The sequence below is a fragment of the Streptomyces sp. NBC_00091 genome, from assembly GCF_026343185.1.
Taxonomy (GTDB): domain Bacteria; phylum Actinomycetota; class Actinomycetes; order Streptomycetales; family Streptomycetaceae; genus Streptomyces.
Map to the genome: position 1 here is coordinate 32,614 of NZ_JAPEMA010000004.1, position 26,070 is coordinate 58,683.

The following is a 26,070-nucleotide window of genomic DNA, read 5'->3' on the forward strand; positions in this document are numbered from 1 at the left end:
GATGTGCGGAACCCCTGTGCACCGGTCGCGGCGGCGTGTTCCATTTCCCCATGGCCACCACCGTCCGACGTGCCCAGCTGACCCTCCCCGCCGCCCCGTTGGGCCCCGACAACCCGCTGCCCGCCCTGCGCGGCCCCCGGGAGGCGCACGCGCTGGACGAGCGCTCCCGCCACGGGCTGCCCCGCGACATGGCGCGGCAGGCGGGCTACGAGCCGCTGCGCTCCCTGTTGCCGGTCCGGATCCGCGACGGATACGGACGGCGGCGCACGGAGCGGGAGTTCGAGGCGGTCGTCATCGAGAACGGCCGGCTGCGGGCGACCGTGCTGCCGGGACTCGGCGGCCGGGTGCACTCCCTCGTCCACCTGCCCACCGGACGCGAACTCCTCTACCGCAACCCGGTGTTCCAGCCCGCCGACCTCGCGCTCAACGGGGCCTGGTTCTCCGGCGGCATCGAGTGGAACATCGGCGCCACCGGGCACACCGCCCTGTCCTGCGCCCCGCTGCACGCCGCGCTCGTCCCCGCGCCCGACGGGGGCGTGATGGTCCGGCTGTGGGAGTGGGAGCGGCTGCGCGACCTGCCCTTCCAGGTGGACCTGTGGCTGCCCGAGGACTCCGACTTCCTGTACGTCGGCGTCCGCGTGCGCAATCCGCACGAGCGGCCCGCCCCCGTCTACTGGTGGTCCAACACCGCCGTCCCCGAGGACGCCGGCAGCCGCGTACTGGCCCCCGCCGAGGAGGCCTGGCACTTCGGGTACGAGCGCACCCTGCGCCGGGTCCCCGTGCCCCGGTGGCAGGACGCGGACCGTACGTACCCGCTGAACAGCACGTACCCCGCCGACTTCTTCTACGAGGTCCTGGGCGAGGACGCCGGCCGGCCCTGGATCGCCTCCCTCGACGCCGACGGGCACGGCCTGGTGCAGGCCTCCACCGGGCGGCTGCGCGGACGCAAGCTGTTCGCGTGGGGAGCGGGCGCGGGCGGCCGGCGCTGGCAGGAGTGGCTGACGGAGCCGGGCACGGGAGGCTACGCCGAGATCCAGGCCGGGCTGGCCCGGACCCAGCTGGAGCACGTACGGCTGGAGGGCGGGGCGGAGTTCAGCTGGCTGGAGGCGTACGGGCCGCTCTCGGCGGAGCCCTCGGCGGTGCACGGCGCCGACTGGGCGGCGGCGCGCGGGGCCGCCTCGGCGGCGCTCGACGCCGCGCTGCCGGCCGGGGCGCTGGACGCGGCGTACAAGGCGTGGCGCGGGCACGCCGACACCGAGCCGGGGGAGCGGCTGGCGGACGGCTCCGGCTGGGGCGCGCTGGAGGTGCTGTGCGGGGGCTTCGACCTGCCGGGCACCCCGTTCGCGGAGTCCACCCTGGAGGAGGCGCAGGCGCCCTGGCTGGAGCTGTGGCGCAGCGGCGCCCTCCCCGCCCCGCCCCTGGCCGCCCCGCCGGGTCCCGGGCTCGTCGCCGCGCACTGGCGGGACATGCTGGAGACCGCCCCGGCGGACCCGCTGACCGAGTACCACCTGGGCGTGGCCCAGTGGCACGCCGGCGACGTGGCCCAGGCGGTACGCAGCTGGGAGCGCGGGCTGGCGCAGGCGCCGTCGCGCTGGCCCCTGCTGCGCTGCCTGGCGGTGGCGGACGCCCTGGCCGGGGACGCGGAGCGGGCCGCCGACCGCTATGCGGCGGCCTTCGAGGACCTGGCGGGGGAGAGCCCGGGCGGTGAGCCGTGGGAGGCCGCCGAGTCCGCGCTGGGACGCGAGGCGATGACGGCCCTGCTCGCCGCCGGGCGGCTCGGGGCGGCGCGGGCCGTCTGGGACCGGCTGCGTCCGTCGCTGCGCGAGCAGGGCCGCTTCCGGCTGCTCGCCGCGCGGCTGCTGGCGGCGGAGGGGCACGTGGGCGCGGCCCGGCGCGTCTTCGAGGACGGCTTCGAGATCGCCGACCTGCGGGAGGGCGAGGAGACCCTGTCCGAGGTCTGGGCCACCCTGACGGACCGTCCCCTCCCCCCGCGGTACGACTTCCGCAAGAGCCCGCCGCGCTGACGGGGGAGGTGCCGGCTCAGGCGCGGCAGAGCAGTTCGCCGTTCAGCACCGAGAACCAGGCGTCGGGGGCCGCGCCCCAGGCGCGCCAGGCGGCGGCGACGGCGGCCAGGCCGGCCGGGGTGGCGTGGCCGCCCTCCGTCGCGACGGAGGCGTAGGAGGAGGCCGTGGTGCGGTCGGCCCACAGGGAGGACCACCAGGCGACCTCCTCCGCGGTGGCGTAGCACCAGGCCGTCGCCGATGCCCGCACCTCGGTGAAGCCCGCCGCCCGCGCCCACGACAGCAGCCTGCGCCCGGCGTCGGGTTCGCCCCCGTTGGCCCGGGCCACCCTGCGGTACAGGTCCAGCCACTCCTCCAGGCCGGGGGTCTGCGGGTACCAGGTCATCGCCGCGTAGTCGGCGTCCCGTACCGCGACGATCCCGCCCGGCCGGCACACCCGCCGCATCTCCCGCAGGGCCCGCACCGGGTCGCCGACGTGCTGGAGCACCTGGTGGGCGTGGACCACGTCGAAGGAGTCGTCGGGGAACTCCAGCGCGTGGACGTCCGCCGTGGCGAAGTCGATCGCTCCGGACAGCCCGCGCTCCGCCGCGTGGGCGCTCGCCTGTTCCAGGACGTCCGCCGCCGCGTCGACCGCGGTGACCCGGCCGCCCGGGGCGACCAGTTCCGCCAGGTCCGCCGTGATGGTGCCCGGGCCGCAGCCCACGTCCAGCACCCGCATGCCGGGGCGCAGCTCGGGGGTCAGGTACGCGGCGGAGTTGGCGGCGGTGCGCCAGCGGTGCGAGCGCAGGACCGACTCGTGGTGGCCGTGGGTGTAGACGGCCGTCTCGTGGGCGTCGTCGTGCATGGCGGACTCCTCGTCGTCGAAGGCGTGGAACGTCGCTGAAGCGTTGTGATCACCGTAGGCGATCCGCCCGTCATCTGAGATATGCGTTTTGACATGTGGACAGCACCCTTCTGGAGCAAGGGGGTTGGCCAGGTCGGTGGCAGGGCATGGCAGGGGCGAGGACAGTGGGCCCCAGGGGGCCGGCGCACCCTACGGTGAAGGACGGTGAGACCCATGCCTCAGACGCTGCTGGACTGGCACGCCGCGGCGCTGCGGCTCTTCGGTGAGCGGGTACGGGCCGTCGGGGCCTCCCAGTGGGGCGCGGCCACCCCCTGCACCGAATGGAGCGTGCGGGACCTGGTCAACCACGTCACCGGTGAGCAGCTCTGGATCCCGCCGCTGGTCACCGAGGGCCGCACGGTGGAGGAGGTCGGCGACGCGCTCTCCGGCGACCTGCTGGGCGAGGACCCGGCGGCCGCCTGGGACCGGGCCGCTGCGGCCGGGCACGCCGCCTTCGCCGCGCCCGGGGCGCTGGAGCGGACGGTCGCGCTGTCCTACGGGCCCACGCGCGGGTCGGCGTACTGCTCGGAGCTGACGGCCGACTGCGTGGTGCACACCTGGGACCTCTCGCGGGCCATCGGCGCGGACGACCGGCTGCCCGACGACCTCGTCGAGTTCTCCATCAAGGAGGTCATGCCGTACGCCGACGGTCTCGCCGCGAGCGGCATGTACGCGGAGCCGCTCGACGTGCCGGCCGGAGCGAACGCGCAGACCCGGCTGCTGGCCCTGCTGGGGAGGAAGGGCTGACGGGGCGGCCCGGACCGCCCGGGCCGACGGGCATACCGGTGCAAATAATCGTATAAAGAACCGTGTGACGGGCAGGGCTGGTCGGTGGCGGCAGCGGAAGGCGGGCACGTGGCGGGGATGGCCGAGGGCATGGCGGAAGGCGTGGCCGGGGCGTGGCGCCGCCCGGCCCCGGAGGGGCGCGGCCCCGTCCGGTACGGTCCCCCCGCGCCCGAGCCCGGCCTGCCGGTGCTGCCCGAGCTGACCTCCGTACTCGCCGCCGCGGCGGACCGGGCCGCCCCCGAGCCACCGGGCGGCGGGGAGCCCGTACGCGAGGCCGCCTGCCGCCACTGGGCCCGGCGCGGGCTCGCCACGGCCCCGGAGAACGTGGCCGCCGGACCCGGAGCGCCCGCCCTGCTGCTGGCGCTGCTCGGGGCGTACGGCGGCGACGTGATGCTGCCCCGGCCGTGTCCCGCCTGGTGGACCCCGCAGGTCCGGCTGCTGGGACGGCGGGCGTACCACGTGCCCACCCCGGCGGAGTGCGGCGGCGTCCCCGATCCGTACGCCCTGCTGGAGACCGTACGGCGGGTCCGGGCCGAGGGCGGGGACCCGCGCGTCCTGCTGCTGTCGGTGGCCGACGACCCGACCGCGACCGTGCCGCCGCCCGAGATGCTGCGCGAGGCCTGCGAGGCGGCCGAGGCCGCCGGGCTGTTCGTGGTCAGCGACGAGAGCTGGCGCGACACCGTGCACCGGCCGCACGACACGCTGGTGCTGAGCCCCGCCGAGATGCTCCCCGACCGGGCCGCCGTCCTCGTGGACCTGGCCGGCGCGCTGCTGCCGGCCGGCTGGCCCGCCGCCGTGGTCCGCTTCCCCGGCACCCCGAGCGGCACCTGGCTGCGCGCCCGCACCCTCGACGTCCTCACCGCCACCGGCGCGCTGGTCGCGGGCCCCGTCGCGGGGGCCGCCGCGCACGCGCTGGACGAGCCCGACGCCGTCGCCGGGCGCGCCTACAAGGCGGCCGCCCTGCACGGCACGGTGGCCGCCGCCGTCCACCGGGAGCTGCTGGCCGCCGGGGCGCTCGCCCGGCCCCCGCAGGCCGGACGGCACCTGTACGCGGACCTCACCCCGCTGCGCGCCGGACTGGCCCGGCACGGAGTCGGCGACGCGATGGAACTGGAGGACTGGCTCGGCGGCCGGCTGGGCACGCCGACCCCCGGCGGGCAGCGCTTCGCCGACGAACTGGGCGCGCTGCGCGTGCGGCTGTCGACCGGACCGCTGCTGGGGGCCACCCCCACGGAGCGGCTCGCCGCGCTGGGCGCCCGCGATCCGCTGACGCTGCCGCAGGTCCGGGGCGCGCTCGACCGGCTCGGGTCGGTGCTCGCCGGGCTGGCCGACTGACTTTCCGCCCGGTCGAACCCGCCGCCGCCGAACGGAGACCCATCCGATGAGGGACCAGCCGGACGCCCCCGTGACGACCGCCCCGCCGACCACGGGCCCCGCGAGCACCGCCGCGGCGCTACGGGGCCCCGCGGCCCGGCGCCCACCGGCCCCCGCCGCGCCCCCCGGGCCCCCGCCGGGGCCCGCGCCCGCTCCCGCTCCCGCGCCGCCGGGCTCCGCCCCCGCTCCCGCTCCCGCGCCGCCGGGCCCCGCCCCCGCTCCCGCCCCCGCTCCCGCTCCCGCGCCGCCGGGCTCCGCCCCCGTGCCGCCGGGCCCCGCCGCGGCCGCCCCGCGCCCCCTGGGTGAACACCGGCTCTGGCCGCGCTCGTTCGCGGACCGGCTGACCACCCCGCTGCCCGGCGTGCGCGCCTTCGCCCGGCTGGCCCGTGAGGGCGCCTTCCGGCCCGGCCCGGACGGGCTGAGCGGGATCCCCGACCTGCCCTACGAGCCCGCCCCGCTGCCCGCCGCGCCCCCCGGCACGGTCTGCGCCACCTGGGCCGGGCACGCCAGCTGGGTGCTGCGGACCGGAGGCCTGACGGTGCTGACGGACCCCGTCTGGTCCCGGCGGATCCTGGGCACCCCGGCCCGGATGACCCCGGTCGGGGTGGAGTGGGAGGAACTGCCGCCCGTGGACGCGGTGGTGATCAGCCACAACCACTACGACCACCTCGACGCCCCCACCCTCAGACGGCTGCCGCGCGACACCGCCCTCTTCGTCCCGGCCGGACTCGCCCGCTGGTGCCGCCGCCGGGGCTTCACCCGGGTGACGGAGCTCGACTGGTGGGAGTCCGCCGAACTGGGCGGCGTACGCTTCGACTTCGTCCCGGCGCACCACTGGTCCAAACGCTCCCTGCTGGACAGCTGCCGCACCCTGTGGGGCGGCTGGGTGCTCACCGACACCGTCCACGGCCGGAAGGTGTACTTCGCGGGCGACACCGGCTACGGGCACTGGTTCGGCGAGATCGGCCGCCGCCACCCCGGCATCGACCTCGCGCTCCTGCCGATCGGCGCCTACGCCCCGCGCTGGTGGCTGCGCGAGGTGCACGCCGACCCGGAGGAGGCGGTGCAGGCCTGCCTCGACCTCGGAGCCCGCCGGATGGCCCCGATGCACTGGGCCACCTTCGTCCTGTCCGCGGAGCCCGTCATGGAGCCCCTGCACCGCGCCCGCGCCGCCTGGGCCCGCGCCGGCCTGCCCCACGAGGATCTCTGGGACCTCCCCATCGGCGCCTCCCGGCTCCTCGAGGACACCCCCTAGTCAGTCCTTGGCCCGTCCCGCCCGGGGCTTCGCCACCACGTGCATGCGCTCGCCCTGCTTCCCGAAGAGGCTGAGGATCTCGACGGGCCGCCCGTCCGCGCTGCCGAACCAGTGCGGGGTCCGGGTGTCCCACTCGGCGGCCTCGCCGGGGCCGAGGACCAGATCGTGCTCGGCGAGGACCAGCCGCAGCCGGCCGTCCAGCACGTACAGCCACTCGTAGCCCTCGTGCGTGCGCAGGTCCGGCTCGGCGCCCCGGTCCGGGATGACCATCTTGTACGCCTGGAGCGGGCCCAGGCCCTGGGTCAGCGCCACGGACGTACCGCCGTGCCGCATCGCGCGGGGCGTCATCCGCACCCGGGGATCGCCCACAGGGGGCGCCCCGACCAGGTCGTCCAGGGCCACCCGGTAGGCACGGGCGAGCGGCAGCAGCAGTTCCAGGCTCGGCCGGCGCTGCCCGGACTCCAGCCGGGACAGGGTGCTCTTGGAGATCCCGGTCTCCTCCGAGAGCGCGGCCAGGGTGAGGCCGCGCCGCGCCCGCAGCCGCCTGAGCCGGGGCCCGACCTCGTCGAGGACGGCGCGGTGGGGCGGTGGTTCGTCCATGCGGGCATTCCACCGCACGGTCCCGGTAGCGGCAACAAAGCTGAGGGTCCCGGCCGGGTTCGCCGCGGACGGCTTGCCGCTCGCCGTCCAGCTGGTGGGGCGCCGGCACCAGGACACGACCGTCGTACAGGTCGCCGCCCAGCTCGAAGCCGTCCGGCCGTGGACCGGCCGGGTACCGGACCTCGCGCGGGAGCCGGCCTGACCCCGGGCCGGACACCCCCTAAGGGGCCTGCTCCGGCAGGAAGCGGGCCGACTTCAGCGCGAGTTGCTCCGCGAAGTAGGCCGCCGCGTCGGGCCGCATCCGGGCCAGCGCCACCATGCCGGTGATGATGACGTCGCACACCTCGTCGTGCACGTCGTCCCAGCTGTGCGAGTGCCCCTTGCGCGGATTGCTCCCGGTGGCGCCGATCACCGCCTGGGCGGCCTCGCCGAACTCCTCGCCGATCTTCAGGACCTGGAGGACATGGCTCTGCGGAGGATGCACCCCGCGCGCGGCGGCGGACGCGTCGAAGCGGGCGGCGAGGGCGCGGATGGTGTCCCAGGAGGCGGAGTTCACGGTCGGACCCTGCCCGGCCGCACCCGCCGCCACACCGCCGGGGCCACGCTGATCAGCAGGGTCAGGCCGACCGCCAGCACCACGCCCTTCCACGGCTCGGAGAAGAGCGAGCCGCCCAGGATCCCGATCAGCCCGTACGTCGCCGCCCACGCGAGGCAGGCCGGGGCGTCCCCCCGGGCGAACCGGCGCAGCGGCACCCCGCCCAGCAGGCAGGCCAGCATCACCGGGATCCGGCCCGCCGGGACCAGCCGGGAGAGCACCAGCACCAGGACCCCGTGCTCGTCCAGCTTCGTCCGCGCCCGCTCCAGCCGCTCCGGCGTGGCCCGCCCGCGCAGCGACTCCAGCCAGCGCGAGCCGCCCCGCGAACGCACCCCGCGCGAGCCCAGCCAGTACAGCGCGACGTCCCCGGTGAAGGCGGCCAGCGCGGCCACCACGATCACCAGCAGCACCCCCAAGGGCAGCGACTGCTGATGGAACGCCACCACCGCGGCCGAACTCACCAGCGCCCCCGTCGGGATCACCGGCACCAGTGCCCCCACCGCCACCAGAACGAACAACGCCGGGTAGCCGACCGCCTGCTGGGTGGTCTCCGGCGGCACCCTGCTCGCGACGTCCGCCGCCGCCCGCCACGGCGTCACGGCAGCCGCACCCGTTCCCCGTGCGCGGGGACCCGTACCGCCACCTTCGGCGCGAGCAGCCCCGCGCGCCGGGCGAACTCCTCGCCCGGCGCGTGGAACTCGTGCGGCCGCACCGCGTCCATGCCGATCGGCCAGTACGTCCCGTAGTGCACCGGCACAGCCGCCGCCGGCGCCAGCCGGGCCAGCGCCCGCGCCGCGCGCTCCGCGTCCAGGTGACCCGGACCCAGGTACGGCCCCCAGCCGCCGACCGGCAGCAGGGCCACGTCCACCGGACCGACCTCCTCGGCCATCGCGTCGAACAGCCCGGTGTCCCCGGCGAAGTACGTGCGCGCCGCGCCCTGGACCACGTACCCGAGCGCCGGCGCCCGCTGCGGCCCGAACGGCAGCCGCCGCCCGTCGTGCCGCGCGCTCACCGCCCGCACCCGTACGCCCCCCTGTACGCCGATCTCCTCGCCCGGGACCACCTCCGTCACCACCAGCCCCCGCGTCCCCGCGAGCCTCGCCAGCCCCGGCACCGCCCGGCGCGCGCCGCGGGGCACCACGAGCCGGGTCCCGGGCGCCAGCAGGGCCAGCGAGGGCAGGTGCAGATGGTCGGCGTGCAGGTGCGAGACCAGCACCACGTCCGCCTCCGCCGCCTCCGGCGGAGGCACCGCCCCGCGCCGCCGCCGCAGATGCGCCAGCCGCCGGGCGAACAGCGGATCGGTCAGCACCCGCACCCCCGAGTCCCGTACCCCGCACGTGGCATGACCCCACCAGGTGATCTCGACCGGCACCCCCGCACCCCTTCCCTCGACACACCGAGCCTAGGCCTTCCCCCACCCGCCCGCGCAGAAGCGGAACACGGCGGCCCCCTCCTCCCGGAGCCCGGATCGGAGTAGGGTCGGGCGCCATGGATGCGCTGCGCGTGGCCGCGATCGCCAGCCTGGCCCCGCTCGAGGAACTCGATGCCGACCCCTTCGCCGTGGACACCCGCGGCCAGCACGCGATGTGCGCGCGCTGGGCCGCCGAGCAGGGCTACGTGGTCACCCGCCACCTGCTCTTCTACGGGCTGCGGGCCGACCACTGCGGGCTCTGGTGCGACGTGGACGCCGGGCAGGTCGACCTGTTCGTCGCCCCCAACCGGCGGGTCCTGGCCCGCGCGCTGCGCTCCGTCGAGGAGTTCACCGCCGAGTGCGAGCGGCGCGGCGTACGGCTGGAGACCGCCGGGCTCGACGAACCGACGTACACCTCCGCCATGAAGGCCGAGGTGCACCGCAGGCTGTCCATGCCGACCGCCGGCTACGACGGCACCTGAGCGCCGCCGGGCCGCCGCGTCCCGTACCTCCGTGCGCCACCCGTGTCGACCGGCCGCCCCCGCCGCCCTGTGCGACGCTGGCGGAGGGGACGCGGGGCCGGGCGCGGACCGGGGAGCGAGGCGGGTGCGGCGTGTGGCGAGGGCGGTTGCGGTGGCGGGCCGTGGGCGGGGCCCTGATACGGGTGGTGCTCGTCTGGGCGGTGTCCACCCTGACCATGCTCGTGCTCGCCGGGATCCTGCCGGACTTCCGCCTCCAGTCCGCCGACGGTGACAGCGTCACCCGGACCGGGCTGACCGCGGCCTGGGGCGCCGGGGCCTTCGGCCTGCTGAGCGCGCTGGTGTGGCCGGTGCTCGTACGGGCCCTGCTGCTGGTGCCCGCGCTGGTGCTCGGGCTGCTCGTCTTCTTCCTCAACGGCTCCCTGCTGCTGATGGCCCTCAGCCTGATCCCCGACGGGCGGGGCGCGGCCGCGGCACCCGAGACGGCGGTGGTCGTCGCCGCGGTGATGTCCGCCGTGGCCTCGGCCACCTCCACCGCGCTCGCGGTGCGCGACGACGAGGCGTACCGGCGCCGGCTGTACCGGCTCGCCGACCGGCGCCGCCGCCGGTTCGGGGCGCCCCCGGGCGGCAGCCCCGGGCTGGTCTTCCTCCAGCTCGACGGGGTCGGGTACGAGGCGCTGCGCCGGGCGCTGGCCGACGGGCTGATGCCGACGACGGCCGCCTGGCTGGAGCACAGCCACCGCGTCATGCCCTGGCACACCGACTGGTCCAGCCAGACCGGCGCCAGCCAGCTCGGCATCCTGCACGGCTCCAACTTCGACGTCCCGGCCTTCCGCTGGTACGAGAAGGACACCGGCGAGGTGATGGTCTGCAACCGGCCCACCAGCGCCGCCGAACTCCAGCGCCGCGCCGTCGTGCGGACCCGCGACGGCGGGCTGCTCAGCCTGGACGGCGCCAGCCGGGGCAACCTGTTCAGCGGGGGCGCCGACCAGCTGGCGCTGGTGCTCTCGGTCTCGGCCCGGCGGGGCCGCGCCAACCGCTCCCGCGCCGGGTACTTCGCGTACTTCTCCGACCCGGCCAACGCCGTGCGCACCGCGCTGTCCTTCGTCGCCGAGGTGGGCCGCGAGATCGGCCAGTCGCTGCGCTCACGGCTCCGGGGGCAGCGCCCCCGGGTGCCGCGCGGCGGGCTCTACCCGCTGATCAGGGCCTTCGCGACGGTGGTCGAGCGGGACGTGGTGGTCGCCGCGGTGATCGGGGACGTGCTCGCCGGCCGCGCCGCGGTCTACGCCGACCTGGTCGCCTACGACGAGGTCGCGCACCACTCGGGCCCGCGCGGCGGGGACACCGACCGGGTGCTGGCCCGCCTCGACCGGAGCCTCGCACTGATCGCCCGGGTCGCCGAGCACGCCCCGCGCGCGTACCGCTTCGTCCTGCTGTCGGACCACGGCCAGAGTCCCGGGGAGACCTTCCTCGGCCGCTACGGGCTCAGCCTGAAGGACCTGGTCCGGGCGGGCTGCGGGCTGCCCGTCTCCCGCCGGGCCGGCCGCACCCGCAGCGGGGCCGAGGCCCGCGCGGCGGTGCTGGCCGCCCTGCACCGGCCGGTGGAGGAGGCGGGGGAGGAGGCCCACCCGCCGCCCGGCCCCGACCCGGTGGTGCTGGCCTCCGGCAACCTCGGGCTGATCTCCTTCCCCGACCTGCCGGGGCGGGCCTCCCGGGCGCGGATCGAGCGGGCGCACCCCGCCCTGCTGCCCACCCTGGCCAACCACCCCGGCGTGGGCTTCCTGCTGGTGGACGGGGAGGTGCTGGGCCCGGACGGGACGGCCGCGCGGCTGGACGTACCGGGGGAGGCCGAGGAGCTGCTGGCCGCCTTCGGCCCCGGGGCGGCCCGGGCGGTCCGCCGGACGGACTCCTTCCCGCACGTGGCCGACATCATGGTCAACTCGGCGTACGACCCGCTGACCGGAGCCGTGCACGCCTTCGAGGAGCAGATCGGCTCGCACGGCGGGCTGGGCGGGGAGCAGGCGCACCCCTTCCTGATGTGGCCGACCGACCTGTCGGAGCCGGGCCCGGAGCTGGTGGGCGCCGAGGCCCTGCACACCGTGCTGCGCCGCTGGCTGCGCGAGGCGGACGGCCCCCAGGTCCCCCTGGCCGACCAGCGGCGGGACGACCCGCGGGAGGATCACCGGCCGGAGGGCCCCCCGGGTGGAACCCTTCCTTCCGCAGGGGTCCCCGCGCCGGACGAAACCCGGTGATTTGGTGCGCACTTCACCGTGGTCAACCATGTGTTGACCTGCCCACCATGTGAGACACCCAGAGGCGCACCACCGATGACCAGCACCGCAGCCCCGCCCACCGAGGACAGCACCGCCCCCGGGGCCGCCGCGGCACCCCGGGCAGCCGCCAGCCAGGACGACCGCCACGCCCGCCGCTTCGGCCTCCCGGTCGCCATCTGCCTCGTCATGGGCAACATCATCGGCGGCGGGATCTTCCTGCTCCCCGCCTCGGTGGCCCCCTTCGGCACCATCAGCCTCCTGGCCTTCGGCGTCCTGACCCTCGGCGCGATCGCCCTCGCCCTCGTCTTCGGCCGCCTCGCCGAACGCCACCCGCAGACCGGCGGCCCCTACGTCTACGTACGCGCCGCCTTCGGCGACTTCGCGGGCTTCCTCGCCGCGTACAGCTACTGGATCACCACCTGGGTCTCGAACGCCGCCCTCGCCGTGGCCTCCGTCGGCTACCTCGCGGTGCTCTTCCCGGCGGTGGGCGCCCACCGCTGGTCCATGTGCCTGGCCGCCCTGGCCGTGCAGTGGCTGCCCGCCCTCGCCAACCTGGCAGGCACCCGGTACGTCGGCGCGGTCCAGCTGGTCGCGACCGTCCTGAAGCTGGTCCCGCTGCTGCTGGTGGCCGTGGGCGGACTGTTCTTCTTCGACCCGGCGAACCTCGGCCCCTTCCAGGCCACCGGCCAGAGCCCGGTCGGGGCGGTCTCCGCCGCCGCCGCGATCCTGCTCTTCAGCTACCTGGGCGTCGAGTCCGCCGCCGTCAGCGCGGGCGAGGTCCGCGACCCGGCGCGCAACGTCGGCCGGGCCACCATCCTCGGCACCGTCGGCGCCGCCACCGTCTACCTGCTGGGCACCCTGTCCGTCTTCGGCCTGGTCGCCCACGAGAAGCTCGTCTCCTCCCAGGCCCCCTTCACCGACGCCGTCAACGAGATCTTCGGTGGCAGCTGGGGCGGCACCCTCGTCGCCGGCGCCGCCGTGGTCTCGATGGTCGGCGCGCTCAACGGCTGGACCCTGCTCAGCGCGCAGACCCCGTACGCGGCCGCCAAGGACGGGCTCTTCCCGAAGGTCTTCGAGAAGAAGAAGCGCGGCGTCCCGGTGGTCGGCGTCCTGGTCACGGCTGTCCTGGCCTCCTCGCTCACGGTCTACAACTACACGGCCGGCTCCGCGGGGGTCTTCGAGGTCCTGGTCCTGGTCACCACCTTCACCGCGACCGTGCCCTACCTGCTCTCCACCGCCGCGCAGCTGTACTTCCTGGCCTCGGGCCAGTCCGAGCGGGTCCGGCGCGGGCAGCTGGTCCGTGACGCTGCCCTCGCCGGCCTGGCCTTCGCCTTCTCGATGTGGCTGGTCGCCGGATCCGGCTACGCGGCCGTCTACCAGGGCGTGCTGTTCCTCTTCGCGGGCGTCCTGGTGTACGCGCTGATGTCCGCCCGCAAGCGCCGAGCGGCCGTTTCGCCCGCGGGGTAATTTGGAAGGAGGGGCCAGCCAGGGGGGCTCTAAGGGGTCGCCATGTCCGCGATCAGCAACAGCATCGAGATCGACCGCAGGCCCGAGGACGTCTACGCCTACGTGACGGACCCCAGGCACCTGCCGGAGTGGCAGGACAGCGCCGTATCGGTCGTTCCCATGGGCGACCTCCCCGTCCACGTCGGTTCGAGGGTCGCCATCACCCGCCAGTTCGGCAAGCGGAGGATCCCCACGACCGTGGAGTTCACGGAACTCGACCCGCCGAGGAGCTGGCACATCCACGGCGTCGACGGACCGGTCAGGCCGGACGTACAGGGCAGGATCGAACCCCTCGACAACGGGACCCGCTCGCGCGTCACCCTCTCCGTCGACTTCGAGGGCCACGGCCTGGGCAGGGGCCTCGTCCCCCTCGTGGTGAAGCCCAGGATCCGCAAGGAGATGCCCCGCAGCGAGGAGAAGCTCAAGCACCTGCTCGAGCACTGAACCGGAAAAGACCGGGACGTGGAAACGCGGAGGCCCGCGCCGTACGGCGCGGGCCTCCTTCGTGCTGCGGCGGGATCAGTCCAGGTAGTCGCGCAGGACCTGCGAACGCGACGGGTGGCGCAGCTTCGACATGGTCTTGGACTCGATCTGGCGGATGCGCTCACGGGTGACCCCGTACACGCGGCCGATCTCGTCCAGGGTCTTCGGCTGGCCGTCGTTCAGGCCGTAGCGCATGGAGACCACGCCCGCCTCACGCTCGGAGAGCGTGCCCAGGATCGACTGCAGCTGCTCCTGGAGGAAGGTGAAGGACACGGCGTCGGCCGGCACGACCGCCTCGGAGTCCTCGATGAGGTCACCGAACTCGCTGTCGCCCTCCTCACCCAGCGGGGTGTGCAGGGAGATCGGCTCACGGCCGTACTTCTGGACCTCGATGACCTTCTCGGGGGTCATGTCGAGTTCCTTGCCCAGCTCCTCCGGGGTGGGCTCGCGGCCCAGGTCCTGGAGCATCTGGCGCTGCACACGGGCGAGCTTGTTGATGATCTCGACCATGTGCACGGGGATGCGGATGGTGCGCGACTGGTCGGCCATGGCACGCGTGATCGCCTGCCGGATCCACCAGGTCGCATACGTGGAGAACTTGAAGCCCTTGGTGTAGTCGAACTTCTCCACGGCGCGGATCAGACCGACGTTGCCCTCCTGGATCAGGTCCAGGAAGAGCATGCCGCGGCCGGTGTAGCGCTTGGCCAGCGAGACCACGAGGCGGAGGTTGGCCTCCAGCAGGTGGTTCTTGGCGCGGCGGCCGTCCTCGACCAGGATCTCCAGCTCGCGCTTGAAGGCGGGCTTGTGGTCCTCCTCCTCTTCGAGCTTGTACTCGGAGAACAGGCCCGCCTCGATGCGCTTGGCGAGCTCGACCTCCTGCTCGGCGTTGAGGAGCGGCACCTTGCCGATCAGCTTCAGGTAGTCCTTGACGGGGTCGGCGGTGGCGCCGGCCACCATGACCGTCTGCGCCGGGGCGTCGTCCTCGTCGTCGTCGGACAGCACGAAGCCCTGGGTGCCGCTCGCCTTGGGGGCCTCTTCCTCGGCCTCGTCGGCGAGGTCCTCGACGGCCCAGTCCTCGCCCTCGGCGGCCGGGGTCTCGCCGTCGTCGGCGTCCTTGGCGCCCTTCTTCGTGGCGGCGGTCTTCTTGGTGGCCGTGGCCTTCTTGGCCGCGGTCTTCTTGACCACGCGCTTCTTGGGCTCGGCGCCGGCCTCGGCCGACACCTCCTCCCCGGCGGCGGCCGACGGAGCGGATATCGCCGCGGCGGCGGCCGGAGCGGTGGCCGAGGCCTTGCGCGCGCCGATGGGGCGCGGCGCGGCGGCCTTCTTCGTCACGGTGCGGGCGGGGGCGGCGGCTGCCTTGCGGGGCTTCTTGGCAGCAGCCTTGGTGGCGGGGGCGGCGCTGACGTGGAGGGCGACACCCTCCTCGTCCAGGACCTGGTTCAGGCTGCGCAGGACCCGCTTCCACTGGTCCACCGGGATGCGGCCGGCCTCGAAGGCCTGGCGGACATCGTCACCGTTGATGTGACCCTGCTCGCGGCCGCGCTCGACGAGCGCTACCAGGGCCTCGGATTCGGCGATCTCCGGAGGGAACGTACGGGACGGGCTGAGCGACACAAGGAGCCTCTCGTTGCGAACAGATAAGGGGTGGGCGGGACATCATCGCGCGAACTCGGGAAACAGACCCGAGGGGGGTCTGTATTCCGGGGCCGCGCGAGGACACCTGTCGGTTCATCGCATGCCCGAGTCGATTCGTTACGCGCTGAATTGAGTGACCTGCGCCACGCTGTGGCCGCGCAACCGATCCGGCGTGGATCCGTCCGCCCTCTTCGTCAGCCCTTTTTGCGGGCCTCGATGAGGAAACGGGCGGTGTGCGCGACGAACGGACCTTCGCGTTCGATCCGTTCGTGGAGCTCCCGCAGCCGGTCCCGGTACTGCCCGACCGTGAAGCCGGGCACCATCCAGATCACCTTCCGGAGAAAGTAGATCACGGCTCCGATGTCGTGGAACTCCGTACGCAGCCGTTCGGAGCGCAGGTCGACGATCTCCAGGCCGGCGCCGGTGGCGTCGGCGACCGCGTCGTCGGGGTGGCGGCCGCGCCGGACCTCCTCCGGCTGCGGGCCGAGGAAGTACTCGACGAGCTCGAAGACGCTGGCCGGACCCACCTGCTGCGAGAGGTAGGCGCCGCCCGGTGTCAGCACCCGGGCGATCTCGTCCCACCAGATGGTCACCGGGTGCCGGCTGGTGACCAGCTCGAAGGCCTCGTCGCCGAAGGGCAGCGGCGGCTCGTCGGTGTCCGCGACCACGACCGCGCCCAGCGGGTGCAGCAGCCGGGTGGCCCGTTCGATGTTCGGCGGCCAGGACTCCGTGGCCGCCATCAGCGGGGGCAGGGGGCCCGCCCCGGCGAGCACCTCGCCCCCGCCGGTCTGGATGTCCAGGGCGGAGCGGACCCGGGCCAGGCGCTCGCCCAGCAGCCGCTGGTAGCCCCAGGAAGGCCGCTGCTCGGTGGCCCGGCCGTCGAGCCAGGAGAAGTCCCAGCCGTCCACGGAGACGGACTCGGCCTCGGCGACGAGATGGTCGAAAGTGCGCGTCATGTCTCGATCGTCCCAGCCCGGGCCCCGGTCAACCACCCGATATCTCGACTACAGTGGGACCGGGCCGTGACTGGCGTTCGGGTGGATCACCACCGGGGAGCGGCCCGGCGTACCTCTGTACGTCGTCTGCCGCGCGCCTGGGCGAACCGCGATCCGCAGCGACGTTCAGGAGACCCCGTGACGACTGCCCCCACCGCCACCGCCCAGCTCATGGACGGCACCGGCCTCGCCCGCCGTGTCTCGGAGCGGACCGCCGCCCTGGCGGCGAAGATCACCGAGCGCACCGGCACCGCCCCCTGTCTGGCCACCGTCCTGGTGGGCGAGGACCCCGCGTCCGTCACCTACGTACGGATGAAGCAGAACCGTTGCGCCAAGGCCGGGATCACCTCCCGCCACGTGGAGCTGCCGGCCGAGACCACCACCGAGGAGCTCGTCGCCGCCCTCACGGCCCTCTCCGAGGACCCGGAGATCAGCGGCATCCTGCTCCAGCACCCCGTCCCGCACCACATCGACGAGCGCGCCGCCTTCGAGGCCATCGCCCCCGGCAAGGACGTCGACGGTGTGACCATGCACTCCTTCGCCGCCATGGGCTTCGGCCTGCCCGGCTTCGTCTCCTGCACCCCCGGCGGCATCATGCGCCTGCTCGCCGAGTACGAGGTGGACCTCACCGGCAAGCACGCCGTCGTGGTCGGCCGCAGCGCGATCCTGGGCAAGCCCGCCGGGATGCTGCTGCTGGAGCAGAACGCCACCGTCACCTACTGCCACTCCCGCACCCAGGACCTGCCCTCGATCGTGCGCCAGGCTGACGTCCTGGTCGCCGCCGTCGGCAAGGCCGAGTTCATCCGGGGCGAGGACATCAAGCCCGGCGCGGTCGTCCTGGACGCCGGGTACAACGAGGGCAACGTCGGCGACGTCCACTTCGAGTCGGCCGCCGCCCGCGCCTCCCTGATCACCCCGGTGCCCGGCGGTGTCGGCCCGATGACCATCGCGGTCCTGCTGGAGCAGACCGTGCAGGCCGCCGCCGCCCAGGCCGGGCTGGACCTCGACGAGCTCTGACCCACAAGGCCACCCCCTACGAGCGGCCCGCCGGGACCCCCTGGCGGGCCGCCGCCACGATGGGCGAGCTGCGGAAGGCGCGGGCGAGTGCGGCCATCGGCTGGCTGTCGAGGCGGTACGGGGCCGGGTCCGCGGGCCCGGGACCCGGGTCCCCCGCCCGCTCGGCGGCGGCCCGCGCCCGGCAGGCGGCGGCGAGCATGGCCGCGTCCGCCACCACGGAGGCACCCGCCTCCGCCAGGCCCTGGCGGCGCGCGGCCTCGTACGCGGCCGACCGTACGGCGGGGTCGAACCAGCCCGCGAGGGCCAGCAGCCCGTCGTCGATCACCGACTCGCGGTGGATCAGCCGGATCCCGACCGGCGACCACCAGGTCAGCGGAACCGTCGCCACATTGCGGCTCGCGAACCCGCGCAGCGCCTTCCACAGCGGGCGCAGCCGCCGGTACTGGCTGAAGTCCCGCCAGGTCGCCGAGCCGCCGACCATCGGGACGATGAACCCGGAGCCCACCAGCAGCGCCGCCGCCGAGGCCAGCGGCGGGGCCACGTACGTGGACAGGGCGTCCCAGTCGTGGCCCGCCCAGCGGGCACCCACCGCCGCCCACTTCGCGACGAGGTACCCGAGGTCCATCACCCCGCCCAGCATGAGCAGCGCCAGCCCGGTCCGCAGCAGCCGCAGCGCGGGGTCGACCCGTAGCATCCACTTCAGGCAGAGCAGGCTCAGCGCGGCGCTGCCCGCGGTGTGCGCCAGCAGGTAGCAGACGATCATCTCGCGCAGCCACGGCGTGTTGGCGTAGTACGTGTCCAGGTCCCGCAGCCGCTCCACCGGCGCGTCACCGATCACGAACAGCACCACGATCAGCACGGTGACCGCGCCGAACACCCCCACCGTCAGCCAGGTCGCCCGCCGCAGGACCGCCGCCGGACCTCCCGCCCAGTGCAGGATCAGCACGATCGAGGCCCCCGAGAAGGCGGTCAGGACGCCGTACACCAGCGGGGCGGCGAAGTTGACGACACCGGTGAGGTCGTTGACCGCCGCGAGGGACGGCGGGGCCGCCAGGAAGGTGAGCAGGCAGCCGACCGCCAGCAGCGCGCAGACGGCCCGCATCAGCGGCTGGTCCCAGCCCCGGCGCAGCGCCGGGGCCTTGATCAGCAGGGCCAGCACCATCACGGAGCCCGCCAGGTAGAGGGTCAGGCCGTCCTTCACCACCGGGACCGGCCAGAGGTGCCGGCTCCGTCGAGGCCCGCGACCGCCCGCTCGGCCGCCGTCAGCGGCGGAGCCGTCGGGGCGTCCCTGCCGGAGGTGCGCAGCACCCGCCAGACCACCTCCGGCCGGAACCAGGCGGTGGGCGGGCTGGACATGGTGATGACCTCGAAGAAGGCGCCGGTGAGCCGCTCCTCGGTGCTCGCCCCCGCCACCAGCCGGCCGACGTAGGCGTCGAGCAGCCCCGCCCCCGGCTTCGGCTTCGTGCCGGTGGCTCCGGGGTAGCGGATGTCCTGCGAGGTGGCCAGCTCCCAGGCGGCGGCCACCTGCGGGGTGAGGGCGCGCTGTGCGGCCCTGCCGAAGCCGGGCCGGGCCGGGTCCCCGGCGCGCAGCAGGGCGCGGACGGCGAGCAGGCCCTGCGCGGCGACGGTCATGCCCTGCCCGTAGACCGGGTTGAAGGTGGCGACGGAGTCCCCGACGGCGAAGAAGCCGTCGGGCAGGTCCGCCTGCTCGAAGTGGATGCGGCGGTTCGCGGTGCTCTGGGTGACGGCGACGCCGGTGAGCGGCTTCCTCCCCTCCAGCAGCCGGCCGACGACGGGGTCCCGGACGCTCCTGGCGAAGGGGACGAAGGCGTCGGGGTCGTCGGTGGGCCGGCCGCCGCGGGTGCCGGACAGGGTGGCCTGCCACTGGCCGTTCTCGATCGGGACGATCGTCGCGGTCCGGCCCGGCACGGGCACCCGGGGGTCGGACTGGACGTTGACGATGGGGAAGCCCAGCTCGTGGGCTTCGGCGGGCGCCTCGAAGACGCGGGTGGCGTAGACCAGGCCGGAGTCGACCTCGGCCTGCCGGATACCGCGCACCCCGAGCGCCTCCAGCCAGGCGCGGGCCCGGGACCCGCGCCCGCCGGCGTCGACGACGAGGTCGGCCGGGAGCAGCCGGCCCTGCTCCTCGGGGGTGTCGGCGCGGACGCCGGTGATCCGGGCGGCCGTGCCCTCCAGGGACCGCACCCGGCTCCGCTGGAGGGTGGTGACCCCCGGGAGGGCGGTCACCCGGCGGCGGACCACCGAGTCGAGCAGGTCGCGGCCGCAGGAGATGTTGAACTGGGTCTCGCCGCCACGGGGGAGCCAGCCCCGGGCGGTCATCGACACCAGGTCGGTGGGCAGGCTGCGGCGCAGCGCGCCGGCCGCCGTCCAGTCGTCGGTGATGCCGGGCAGGATCTCCTCGATGGCGCGGGCTCCGGCCGACCACATGACGTGCACGTGCCGGGCCTGCGGGAGCCCGCGCCGGGGCACGGGGCCTTCGGGCAGGGTGTCGGCGTCGATGATCGTGACCGTCGCGTGCTCGGCGAGGACGGCGGCCGCGAGCAGGCCCGCCATGCTGCCGCCGATGACGACGGCATGGCGCTGCGGGGAGGACTGGTGCATCGCGTGGTGCTCTCTGTCGGACCGCGCGGCCCCGGGCGGCGGCGCGGGCGGGTGAAGGCGGCGGGCGGAGGAGGTGGCGGGCGGAGGAGGTGGGCGCAGGCGGCGGCGGGGGAGGGGGCGGAGGGGCGGCGCGGGTGGGAGCGGGCGTCGGGCGGGACGCGCTCAACGGCTCCAGCCGAGCGAGGACTTGATCCGTTCGATCTCCTCCGAGAAGGGCTCCTGCCGGGGTGGGGGCAGGAAGGCCTTGAGGATCTTGCCGAGGTGCAGGCCGAAGGTCTCGGCCCGGATCTCGGCCGGGTCCTCGTGGTCGGCGCGGGCGGCCGCCTGCCGGATCACGCACTCCAGCGCGGAGTCCGGGCGCAGCAGCTCCGCGAGGCTGCCGCGGGGTCCCGTCAGGCGTGCGGCCACCGTCAGGCCGTGGCCGTCGCAGGCGCCCTCCTCGATGTGCCACAGCTCGTGGCAGGCGATGACCAGCTGGTGCTCGGGCCGGGTGCGGGCCTCGACGACGACCAGGTCGCGATCTTCGAGCTGGAGCCACAGTCCGCTGGCGGTCTCCGGCGGGAAGGGGGCGAAGTGGTAGTCCACCGGCCGGCCGCTGCGGCGCCCGAAGGCCGCGCACAGCGCCCCGATGATCTCGGCGGCCCCGGCCGGGCGGGTGAGCCGCGCGTCCGCCAGCAGCTCGGCGCCGAGCCTCCGCATGGTCCGTGTGGTCCTCATGGCGCTTCCCCCTCGGCGGTAGTACGGGTCCGTGGGCGCCGGCTTCCCGGCCCCGGGTCGGGCGGTCCGCGGCTGTCGCCCGGTCAGGCCTGCCACGTCCGCCGGCGCCACGACGCGGCGGCGCCCGGCCGCCGCGGTGGGGTCGGTTCGGGCGGTGGCTCGCACCGGAAGGTTCTCCGTATGTCGGCAGGACGTTCGGTGGCTCGGTGCGGTGAAGCCTAACCGCCGGTCCCGCCCCTAACCACCGCATCCCCCAGACTTCCCGCCACCGGCCCCCGCGGCCCGCGCGGGGGCGGCCCGTCCGCCGCCATGACCCCGGAGGTAATCGACCGCGCGGGGGGCCCGGCGGCACAGTGGGGTCATCGGGTTCCGGGGCCGCGCACTCGGCTCCGGGGCCCGTCTCCCACCTGGCCGTTCGACCTCGACGGAGGCTGATCCACCGTGTCCGCAACCCTGCTCGGCAGCATCGCCCGCACCACCGTTCCGCAGACCGTGCTGCGCCGCTTCCTCGCCCTCGACTCCGTGGTCACCACCGGCAACGGGCTCGCGTACGTCGCCTTCTCCGCCCCGCTGGGGCGGCTGCTCGGGGTCGGGCAGGGGCTGTTGCTGGAGCTCGGCGTCCTGTTGGTGCTGTACGGCGCCGCGGTCGGCTGGCTGGCCTCGCGCAGCCAGCCCCCGGCACTCGCCGTGAAGGCCGTCGTCGAGACCAACTACGCCTGGGCCGCGCTGAGTCTGGTCGCCCTCGTGGTGTGGTTCTCGCCGACCGCCGCCGGGACCGTGTGGATCCCGGCGCAGGCCCTCACCGTCGCCTCGTTCGCCCTGCTCCAGCAGCTCGCCCTGCGCTCAGTCCCCTCAGTCTCCGAGTGAGCGCAGGTACTTCACCGTCGCCGGGTCGGCCGGGAGCATCGTCTCGATGGCCAGCTCGGCGACGGTCACGTCCATCGGCGTGTTGAAGGTCGCGATGGACGACACGAAGGACAGCAGGTGGCCGTCGTGCTCGATGACCAGCGGCAGCGCGATGTACGGGACGGGCTCGTCCGGTTCGCGGTCGCCCGGACGCTCGGCGACCGGATACGCCGACACCTCCTCGTACAGCGCACGGAGCGGCTCGGACCGGGCCAGCGCGATCTGGCGCTCCATCTGGGCCAGCAGGTGCCCGCGCCACTCCTCGAGGTTGCGGATCTTCGGGGCCAGGCCTTCGGGGTGCAGGGTGATCCGCATGGCGTTCAGCGGCGGGGTCAGCAGGTGCTGCGGCAGTCCGTCCAGCAGCATCAGGATGCCCCGGTTGGCGGCGACGACGTCGTACGTGGCGTCCACGACCAGCGCGGGATAGGGCTCGTATCCCGTCAGCAGCCGCTGTATGCCCTCGCGCAGTGTCTCCATCGACGGGTCGTCCAGCGCCGTCTGCGCGTAGTGCGGGGCGTAACCCGCAGCCAGCAGCAGCGCGTTGCGCTCCCGGACCGGCACGTCGAGCCGGTCGGCCAGCCGCAGCACCATCTCCTCGCTCGGCCGGGACCGCCCCGTCTCGATGAAGCTGATGTGCCGCGACGAGGAGTCGGCGCGGCCCGCCAGCTCCAGCTGGCTGATCCCGCGCCGCTCCCGCCATGCGCGGAGCAGGGCACCGACCGTGGGCGTCGTGGTGGTCATGCCCACGACGGTAGCCGAGCGGGGCCGGCCGGGCTCAGCCGAGGTCGAAGACGTTCCGCAGGCCGAGACGGTAGCGCCACAGGTCGTGCCGCTTGGCGGACTCCAGCTCCGGGGGCCGGAAGCGCGGGATCACCGCGCACCTCGCCGCCGCCGAACCCTCCCGGTCCAGCAGGGCGTTGACGGCCGCGCGGGCCGAGGCGTTCGCGCCCTCCATCGTCGCCAGGTCGATGTCGACGGCCACGTAGTCCCCGCTGAGGAAGAAGTTGGGGATGCGGGTGCCCGCGCTCGGCCGGTTGTGGAAGGTGCCGGTCGGGTGGATCAGCAGCTCGTCCTGGTTGGTGGGCCGCGGAGTGCCCAGCCCGTCCACCCCCGGGTCCAGGAACCAGGAGTGCAGGACGCGGTCGGCCAGCGGGGTCTTCCCGGTGTCGTTGAGGGAGGCCTTCAGCTGCGCCCACACCTCGCGCGCCACCTCCTCCCGGGTGCACTGCTTGGCCGTCTTCCCGTAGAGGATCCCGGGCTTGTCCCACTCCGAGATGTCCACCGACAGGCAGTCCACGGCCGCGCCGTCGCCGTAGTCGGCCGGGAAGTCCCGGGCCGGCCAGTGCTCGGCCTGCTGGATCGCCGTCAACGACCAGGGCGAGTCGATGCAGTTGAGGTGTCCGTGCACCAGCGGGGCGCGCTCGGTCAGATAGAACTGGATGCCGGTCATCCAGTCGGTGCGCAGCAGGTCGCAGCGCCCCAGCATCGGGTCGGCGGCCCGCAGCCCCGCGCTCCAGGTGCGGCGGGCGTGTTCCACGGGCAGAGCGCTGACGTAGTGGTCGGCGGTGACGGTCTGCCGTGCCCCGTCCGGGTCCAGGGCTCCGACCCCGCTCACGCGGCCGTCCGCGTACCGCACCTCCTGGACCGTCCAGCCGATCCTGAACTCCACGCCGAGGGAGCGCAGGTGGTGCTCCCAGGGGTCGATCCAGGCCTCGTTCGTCGGCAGGTTGAGGATCCGGTCCGGCGGGCCGTCCGCGCCCCGGCCCAGCGCGTTGCAGACGAAGGCCTCCCCGAGGGTGCCGACCGTACGGGTCGAGGCCTCCTCGGCCTTGGTGGCCACGATGTTGCGGGTGATGCCCACGGCCAGGATGCGCTGGTATTCGGCCGACATCTGCGCGGCCCGGGTGAACTCCCACCACGGTGTGTGCTCCCACACCTCGTCGCGGCGCTCGTCGCAGCTGGTGAGGAAGACCAGCACGCGGTTGACGAAGTACGCCGTCTCGTGCGCGGGGAGCCGGACCAGGGACTGCAGGATGCCGGTCAGGGCGCGCCGCAGCTCGTCGGGCGTCAGCTCGGCGGGGGAGTGGCCGGGCCAGGGGATGGGTGCGCGCAGGTCCTCGCGGCCGGCCGCCCGGGCGAACATCATCTCGCGCGGGGCCACGAGGTTGTCCCACACGCCGCCCGCGTTGCCGGGGAAGGGGATGCGCCGCATCGTGTCCGGCAGGTTGTGGTAGATGCCGGGGATGAAGCGGAACCCGTGTTCGGCCGGCAGGGGTCTGCGGCCGCCCCGGGCGCTGCCGGGCACGTCCATGCTGCGGGCCTTGCCGCCGAGCGCCCGGCGCTCGTACACCGTGACGGCGTAGCCGCGTTCGGCGAGTTCGTGCGCGGCGGTCAGCCCGGCCACCCCGCCGCCGAGCACGGCGACGCGGCGCCCGTTCGGGGGCGGTGGGCCGGCCGCCGCCGCGGCCGGTGCCGCGCCGGCCCCCAGGGCCGGGAGGGCGCCGGCGGCGGCCGCCGCACCCGCGATGAACGCACGCCTCGAACTGCCCGTACCGCTCGTGCCGGTCATGCCCCGCCTCCTTGTTACCGGTGGTAATGCTTGGTCCGGCGCAGGAGCATAGGGGGAGCGGCAAGGGCCCGGAAGCGCTGCGAAGCACTCGGGCGCACTATGGCGGGAAAGGTTCACCACGGCGTGCGCTGTGGAAAGCTGACTGCACATCACGGGGAAGGAGACAGCGGATGCCGAGCGAACCGCTTTCGCAGAAGGAGATCGAGGACCGGCTCCGGGAACTTCCCGGCTGGGCCTTCGAGGACGACCGGATCCGGCGCACGTACCGGGTGGGCACGCACCGGGCCGCGAGCGCCCTGGTCGCCCACATCGCCGTGGTCCAGGACGAGCTGAACCACCACTCGGACCTCACCCTCGGCTACAACACCGTCCGCCTCTCGGTGAACAGCCACGACGCGGGCGGTGTCGTCACCGAGCAGGACTTCGCCCTCGCCGAACGCGTCGAAGCCCTCGCCCCCGCCCACGGAGCGAGCTGACGCCTCCGAACGGGGTCAGGCCGGTTCCAGCCGCCACCACTGGGAGGGCGAGTCGGTGTCCTCGCCCTGCCGGGCCCGTCCCTCGCCGTCGGCCTCCAGCAGCAGCCCGCTGATGCACGCGACCAGGGACACCACCCCCGGATCGTCCAGGTGCTCCTCCACGAGCCACTCCTGCGCGCCGAAGGCGTTGGCCCGCCACACCTGCACCCGCGCACCGCTGTCGGTCGAGGCGTTCGCGACGTCCAGGCGCCGGCCGTTGTCCTCGCTCACCACGTGGAAGATCCCGCCGCCGCTGTGCACCGGAGAGATCCGCCACCGGCGGGCGGCGGCCGGAGCGGGCGGCCCGTCGGGGCCCACCCGCACCCGGGAGGCGCCCTCCAGCTGGAGCACCAGCCCACTGTCCACGTTGCGGATCCGGTAGATCCCGTCAGGGAGTATCACGTGTTCCTCAGTTGACTCGGTTGCCTCAGTTGTCGAAGACGGCCGGGTCCGGCCCGATCCGGTGGCCGCCCGCGCCCAGCGCGTCCAGCGCCGCCAGGTCGTCCGCGTCCAGCTCGAAGCCGAAGACGTCCAGGTTCTCGCGGATCCGGGACGGGGTCACCGACTTCGGGATCACGATGTTGCCCAGCCGCAGGTGCCAGCGCAGCACCACCTGCGCGGGGCTGCGGCCGTGCTTGGCGGCCACCGAGGCCACCGCCGGCAGGGCCAGCAGCTCCTTGCCCTGGCCGAGCGGGGACCAGGCCTCGGTGGCGATGCCGAGGGAGGCGTGCAGGGCCCGCAGTTCGGCCTGCGGGAACAGCGGGTGCAGCTCGATCTGGTTCACGGCCGGGACCAGCGGGCTCACGGTACGCAGCCGCTCCAGGTCCTCCGGACGGAAGTTCGACACGCCGACCGCCCGGGCCCGGCCGCTCGCCGCGATCTCCTCGAAGGTCTGCCAGATCGTCAGGAAGTCGTCCCGCATCGGGCGCGGCCAGTGGATCAGGTACAGGTCGAGGTAGTCCAGGCGCAGCTTGCCGAGCGAGTCGTCGAAGGCGCGCAGCACCTCGTCCCGGCCCCAGCGGTGCTTCGGGCTGTTCCACAGCTTGGTGGTGACGAACAGTTCCCCGCGCGGCACCCCGGAGGCCGCCAGGGCCTTGCCGGTGCCCCGCTCGTTGCCGTAGGCCGCCGCCGTGTCGATGCTGCGGTAGCCGGCCTCCAGTGCGGTCGCGACGGTCTTCTTCGCCTCGGAGTCCGGCACCTGCCAGACGCCGAAGCCGAGCTGGGGCATGGACGTGCCGTTGTTGAGCCGGACGGCGGGCACCTGGTTCACGTCTCGTTCGTTCCCTCGGGTTCGGTGGTGCGGTGTGGCCGCGCCGCGCCACGGCGTACGCGGGGCGGCAACCGGCCTGCCGCCCACCCTATTCCCGCCACCAGCCCCCCACCCCGCCCCACCACCCGGACGGCCGCCCCCGCCGCGCCGCCGGGGAA

The 26,070-nt window shown here is 74.7% G+C and carries 26 protein-coding genes and 1 riboswitch; of the genes, 12 read left to right on the forward strand and 14 right to left on the reverse strand.

Features of this window, described 5'->3' with window-relative positions:
- The first annotated feature begins 50 nt into the window (after positions 1 to 50).
- A complete protein-coding gene (locus OOK34_RS33245; RefSeq protein ID WP_267037889.1) occupies positions 51 to 2,024 on the forward strand; it encodes a DUF5107 domain-containing protein in 1,974 nt (657 codons plus the stop codon).
- Between the two features lie 16 nt (positions 2,025 to 2,040).
- On the opposite strand, the gene OOK34_RS33250 is transcribed toward OOK34_RS33245, so the two are convergent.
- On the reverse strand, positions 2,041 to 2,865 hold the full coding sequence (locus OOK34_RS33250) for a class I SAM-dependent methyltransferase (protein WP_267037890.1): 825 nt from the start codon (positions 2,863 to 2,865) through the stop codon (positions 2,041 to 2,043).
- Positions 2,866 to 3,078: 213 nt separating this feature from the next.
- Here OOK34_RS33250 and OOK34_RS33255 point away from each other — a divergent pair, with 213 nt between their 5' ends.
- The 3 genes from OOK34_RS33255 (at position 3,079) to OOK34_RS33265 (ending at position 6,319) form a co-directional block, all read left to right on the forward strand.
- Positions 3,079 to 3,651 carry a TIGR03086 family metal-binding protein gene (locus OOK34_RS33255; RefSeq protein ID WP_267037891.1) on the forward strand — a complete coding sequence of 191 codons (573 nt, stop codon included), beginning with the start codon at positions 3,079 to 3,081 and terminating at the stop codon, positions 3,649 to 3,651.
- A 129-nt stretch (positions 3,652 to 3,780) separates the two neighbouring features.
- The gene (locus OOK34_RS33260) at positions 3,781 to 5,025 is read left to right on the forward strand and encodes an aminotransferase class I/II-fold pyridoxal phosphate-dependent enzyme (protein WP_267038219.1); all 1,245 of its coding nucleotides are present in this window, start codon (positions 3,781 to 3,783) and stop codon (positions 5,023 to 5,025) included.
- Positions 5,026 to 5,071: 46 nt separating this feature from the next.
- Positions 5,072 to 6,319: an MBL fold metallo-hydrolase gene (locus OOK34_RS33265; RefSeq protein ID WP_267037892.1), complete on the forward strand. Its 1,248-nt coding sequence runs from the start codon at positions 5,072 to 5,074 to the stop codon at positions 6,317 to 6,319.
- Here OOK34_RS33265 and OOK34_RS33270 read toward each other — a convergent pair whose 3' ends face one another.
- Positions 6,320 to 6,919 carry a helix-turn-helix domain-containing protein gene (locus OOK34_RS33270; RefSeq protein ID WP_267037893.1) on the reverse strand — a complete coding sequence of 200 codons (600 nt, stop codon included), beginning with the start codon at positions 6,917 to 6,919 and terminating at the stop codon, positions 6,320 to 6,322.
- On the opposite strand from OOK34_RS33270, the gene OOK34_RS33275 reads away from it, so the two are divergent.
- On the forward strand, positions 6,918 to 7,121 hold the full coding sequence (locus OOK34_RS33275) for a hypothetical protein (protein WP_267037894.1): 204 nt from the start codon (positions 6,918 to 6,920) through the stop codon (positions 7,119 to 7,121). The genes OOK34_RS33270 and OOK34_RS33275 overlap by 2 nt on opposite strands.
- Before the next feature lie 18 nt (positions 7,122 to 7,139).
- On the opposite strand, the gene OOK34_RS33280 is transcribed toward OOK34_RS33275, so the two are convergent.
- Genes OOK34_RS33280 through OOK34_RS33290 form a run of 3 tightly spaced genes read right to left on the reverse strand, consistent with a single transcriptional unit; the run spans position 7,140 to position 8,886 of the window.
- Positions 7,140 to 7,475 (reverse strand): MazG-like family protein, encoded by a 336-nt coding sequence (locus OOK34_RS33280; protein ID WP_267037895.1) that lies wholly within the window; start codon positions 7,473 to 7,475, stop codon positions 7,140 to 7,142.
- On the reverse strand, positions 7,472 to 8,113 hold the full coding sequence (locus tag OOK34_RS33285) for a DedA family protein (protein ID WP_267037896.1): 642 nt from the start codon (positions 8,111 to 8,113) through the stop codon (positions 7,472 to 7,474). The genes OOK34_RS33280 and OOK34_RS33285 overlap by 4 nt, the downstream gene beginning before the upstream one ends.
- Complete coding sequence (locus OOK34_RS33290) at positions 8,110 to 8,886, reverse strand: MBL fold metallo-hydrolase (RefSeq protein WP_267037897.1); 777 nt, start codon at positions 8,884 to 8,886, stop codon at positions 8,110 to 8,112. The genes OOK34_RS33285 and OOK34_RS33290 overlap by 4 nt, the downstream gene beginning before the upstream one ends.
- Before the next feature lie 116 nt (positions 8,887 to 9,002).
- On the opposite strand from OOK34_RS33290, the gene OOK34_RS33295 reads away from it, so the two are divergent.
- From OOK34_RS33295 to OOK34_RS33310, 4 genes are all read left to right on the forward strand, one after another.
- Positions 9,003 to 9,407 (forward strand): hypothetical protein, encoded by a 405-nt coding sequence (locus OOK34_RS33295; protein WP_267037898.1) that lies wholly within the window; start codon positions 9,003 to 9,005, stop codon positions 9,405 to 9,407.
- A gap of 215 nt (positions 9,408 to 9,622) precedes the next feature.
- A complete protein-coding gene (locus tag OOK34_RS33300; protein WP_267038220.1) occupies positions 9,623 to 11,656 on the forward strand; it encodes an alkaline phosphatase family protein in 2,034 nt (677 codons plus the stop codon).
- Positions 11,657 to 11,731: 75 nt separating this feature from the next.
- The gene (locus OOK34_RS33305; protein ID WP_267037899.1) at positions 11,732 to 13,144 is read left to right on the forward strand and encodes an amino acid permease; all 1,413 of its coding nucleotides are present in this window, start codon (positions 11,732 to 11,734) and stop codon (positions 13,142 to 13,144) included.
- 42 nt (positions 13,145 to 13,186) lie between these two features.
- Positions 13,187 to 13,627, forward strand: coding sequence for an SRPBCC family protein (locus OOK34_RS33310; protein ID WP_267037900.1), 441 nt, complete (start codon positions 13,187 to 13,189; stop codon positions 13,625 to 13,627).
- A 75-nt stretch (positions 13,628 to 13,702) separates the two neighbouring features.
- Here the strand turns inward: OOK34_RS33310 and OOK34_RS33315 are convergent, their stop codons facing one another.
- Together OOK34_RS33315 and OOK34_RS33320 are read right to left on the reverse strand one after the other, a co-directional pair.
- Complete coding sequence (locus OOK34_RS33315) at positions 13,703 to 15,280, reverse strand: RNA polymerase sigma factor (protein ID WP_267037901.1); 1,578 nt, start codon at positions 15,278 to 15,280, stop codon at positions 13,703 to 13,705.
- Between the two features lie 215 nt (positions 15,281 to 15,495).
- Complete coding sequence (locus tag OOK34_RS33320; protein WP_267037902.1) at positions 15,496 to 16,257, reverse strand: methyltransferase domain-containing protein; 762 nt, start codon at positions 16,255 to 16,257, stop codon at positions 15,496 to 15,498.
- A 56-nt stretch (positions 16,258 to 16,313) separates the two neighbouring features.
- Positions 16,314 to 16,407: riboswitch (ZMP/ZTP riboswitch) on the forward strand.
- 60 nt (positions 16,408 to 16,467) lie between these two features.
- Here OOK34_RS33320 and OOK34_RS33325 point away from each other — a divergent pair.
- Positions 16,468 to 17,313, forward strand: coding sequence for a bifunctional 5,10-methylenetetrahydrofolate dehydrogenase/5,10-methenyltetrahydrofolate cyclohydrolase (locus OOK34_RS33325; RefSeq protein WP_267038221.1), 846 nt, complete (start codon positions 16,468 to 16,470; stop codon positions 17,311 to 17,313).
- 16 nt (positions 17,314 to 17,329) lie between these two features.
- Here the strand turns inward: OOK34_RS33325 and OOK34_RS33330 are convergent, their stop codons facing one another.
- From OOK34_RS33330 to OOK34_RS33340, 3 genes are all read right to left on the reverse strand, one after another.
- A complete protein-coding gene (locus OOK34_RS33330; protein WP_267037903.1) occupies positions 17,330 to 18,514 on the reverse strand; it encodes an MAB_1171c family putative transporter in 1,185 nt (394 codons plus the stop codon).
- A complete protein-coding gene (locus tag OOK34_RS33335) occupies positions 18,511 to 19,935 on the reverse strand; it encodes an NAD(P)/FAD-dependent oxidoreductase (RefSeq protein WP_267037904.1) in 1,425 nt (474 codons plus the stop codon). The genes OOK34_RS33330 and OOK34_RS33335 overlap by 4 nt, the downstream gene beginning before the upstream one ends.
- 162 nt (positions 19,936 to 20,097) lie before the next feature.
- A complete protein-coding gene (locus OOK34_RS33340; protein WP_267037905.1) occupies positions 20,098 to 20,652 on the reverse strand; it encodes a toxin-antitoxin system, toxin component in 555 nt (184 codons plus the stop codon).
- Between the two features lie 441 nt (positions 20,653 to 21,093).
- Here OOK34_RS33340 and OOK34_RS33345 point away from each other — a divergent pair, with 441 nt between their 5' ends.
- Positions 21,094 to 21,519: a hypothetical protein gene (locus OOK34_RS33345; RefSeq protein WP_267037906.1), complete on the forward strand. Its 426-nt coding sequence runs from the start codon at positions 21,094 to 21,096 to the stop codon at positions 21,517 to 21,519.
- Here OOK34_RS33345 and OOK34_RS33350 read toward each other — a convergent pair.
- Both OOK34_RS33350 and OOK34_RS33355 read right to left on the reverse strand, forming a co-directional pair.
- On the reverse strand, positions 21,505 to 22,299 hold the full coding sequence (locus OOK34_RS33350) for a helix-turn-helix domain-containing protein (RefSeq protein ID WP_267037907.1): 795 nt from the start codon (positions 22,297 to 22,299) through the stop codon (positions 21,505 to 21,507). The two genes, OOK34_RS33345 and OOK34_RS33350, sit on opposite strands and share 15 nt — an antisense overlap.
- A 34-nt stretch (positions 22,300 to 22,333) precedes the next feature.
- Complete coding sequence (locus OOK34_RS33355) at positions 22,334 to 24,127, reverse strand: FAD-dependent oxidoreductase (protein WP_267037908.1); 1,794 nt, start codon at positions 24,125 to 24,127, stop codon at positions 22,334 to 22,336.
- 170 nt (positions 24,128 to 24,297) lie between these two features.
- On the opposite strand from OOK34_RS33355, the gene OOK34_RS33360 reads away from it, so the two are divergent.
- On the forward strand, positions 24,298 to 24,603 hold the full coding sequence (locus tag OOK34_RS33360) for a 4a-hydroxytetrahydrobiopterin dehydratase (protein ID WP_267037909.1): 306 nt from the start codon (positions 24,298 to 24,300) through the stop codon (positions 24,601 to 24,603).
- A 15-nt stretch (positions 24,604 to 24,618) separates the two neighbouring features.
- On the opposite strand, the gene OOK34_RS33365 is transcribed toward OOK34_RS33360, so the two are convergent.
- Complete coding sequence (locus tag OOK34_RS33365; protein WP_267037910.1) at positions 24,619 to 25,044, reverse strand: RICIN domain-containing protein; 426 nt, start codon at positions 25,042 to 25,044, stop codon at positions 24,619 to 24,621.
- 25 nt (positions 25,045 to 25,069) lie between these two features.
- Positions 25,070 to 25,912 (reverse strand): aldo/keto reductase, encoded by an 843-nt coding sequence (locus OOK34_RS33370; RefSeq protein WP_267037911.1) that lies wholly within the window; start codon positions 25,910 to 25,912, stop codon positions 25,070 to 25,072.
- Positions 25,913 to 26,070 lie beyond the last annotated feature (158 nt).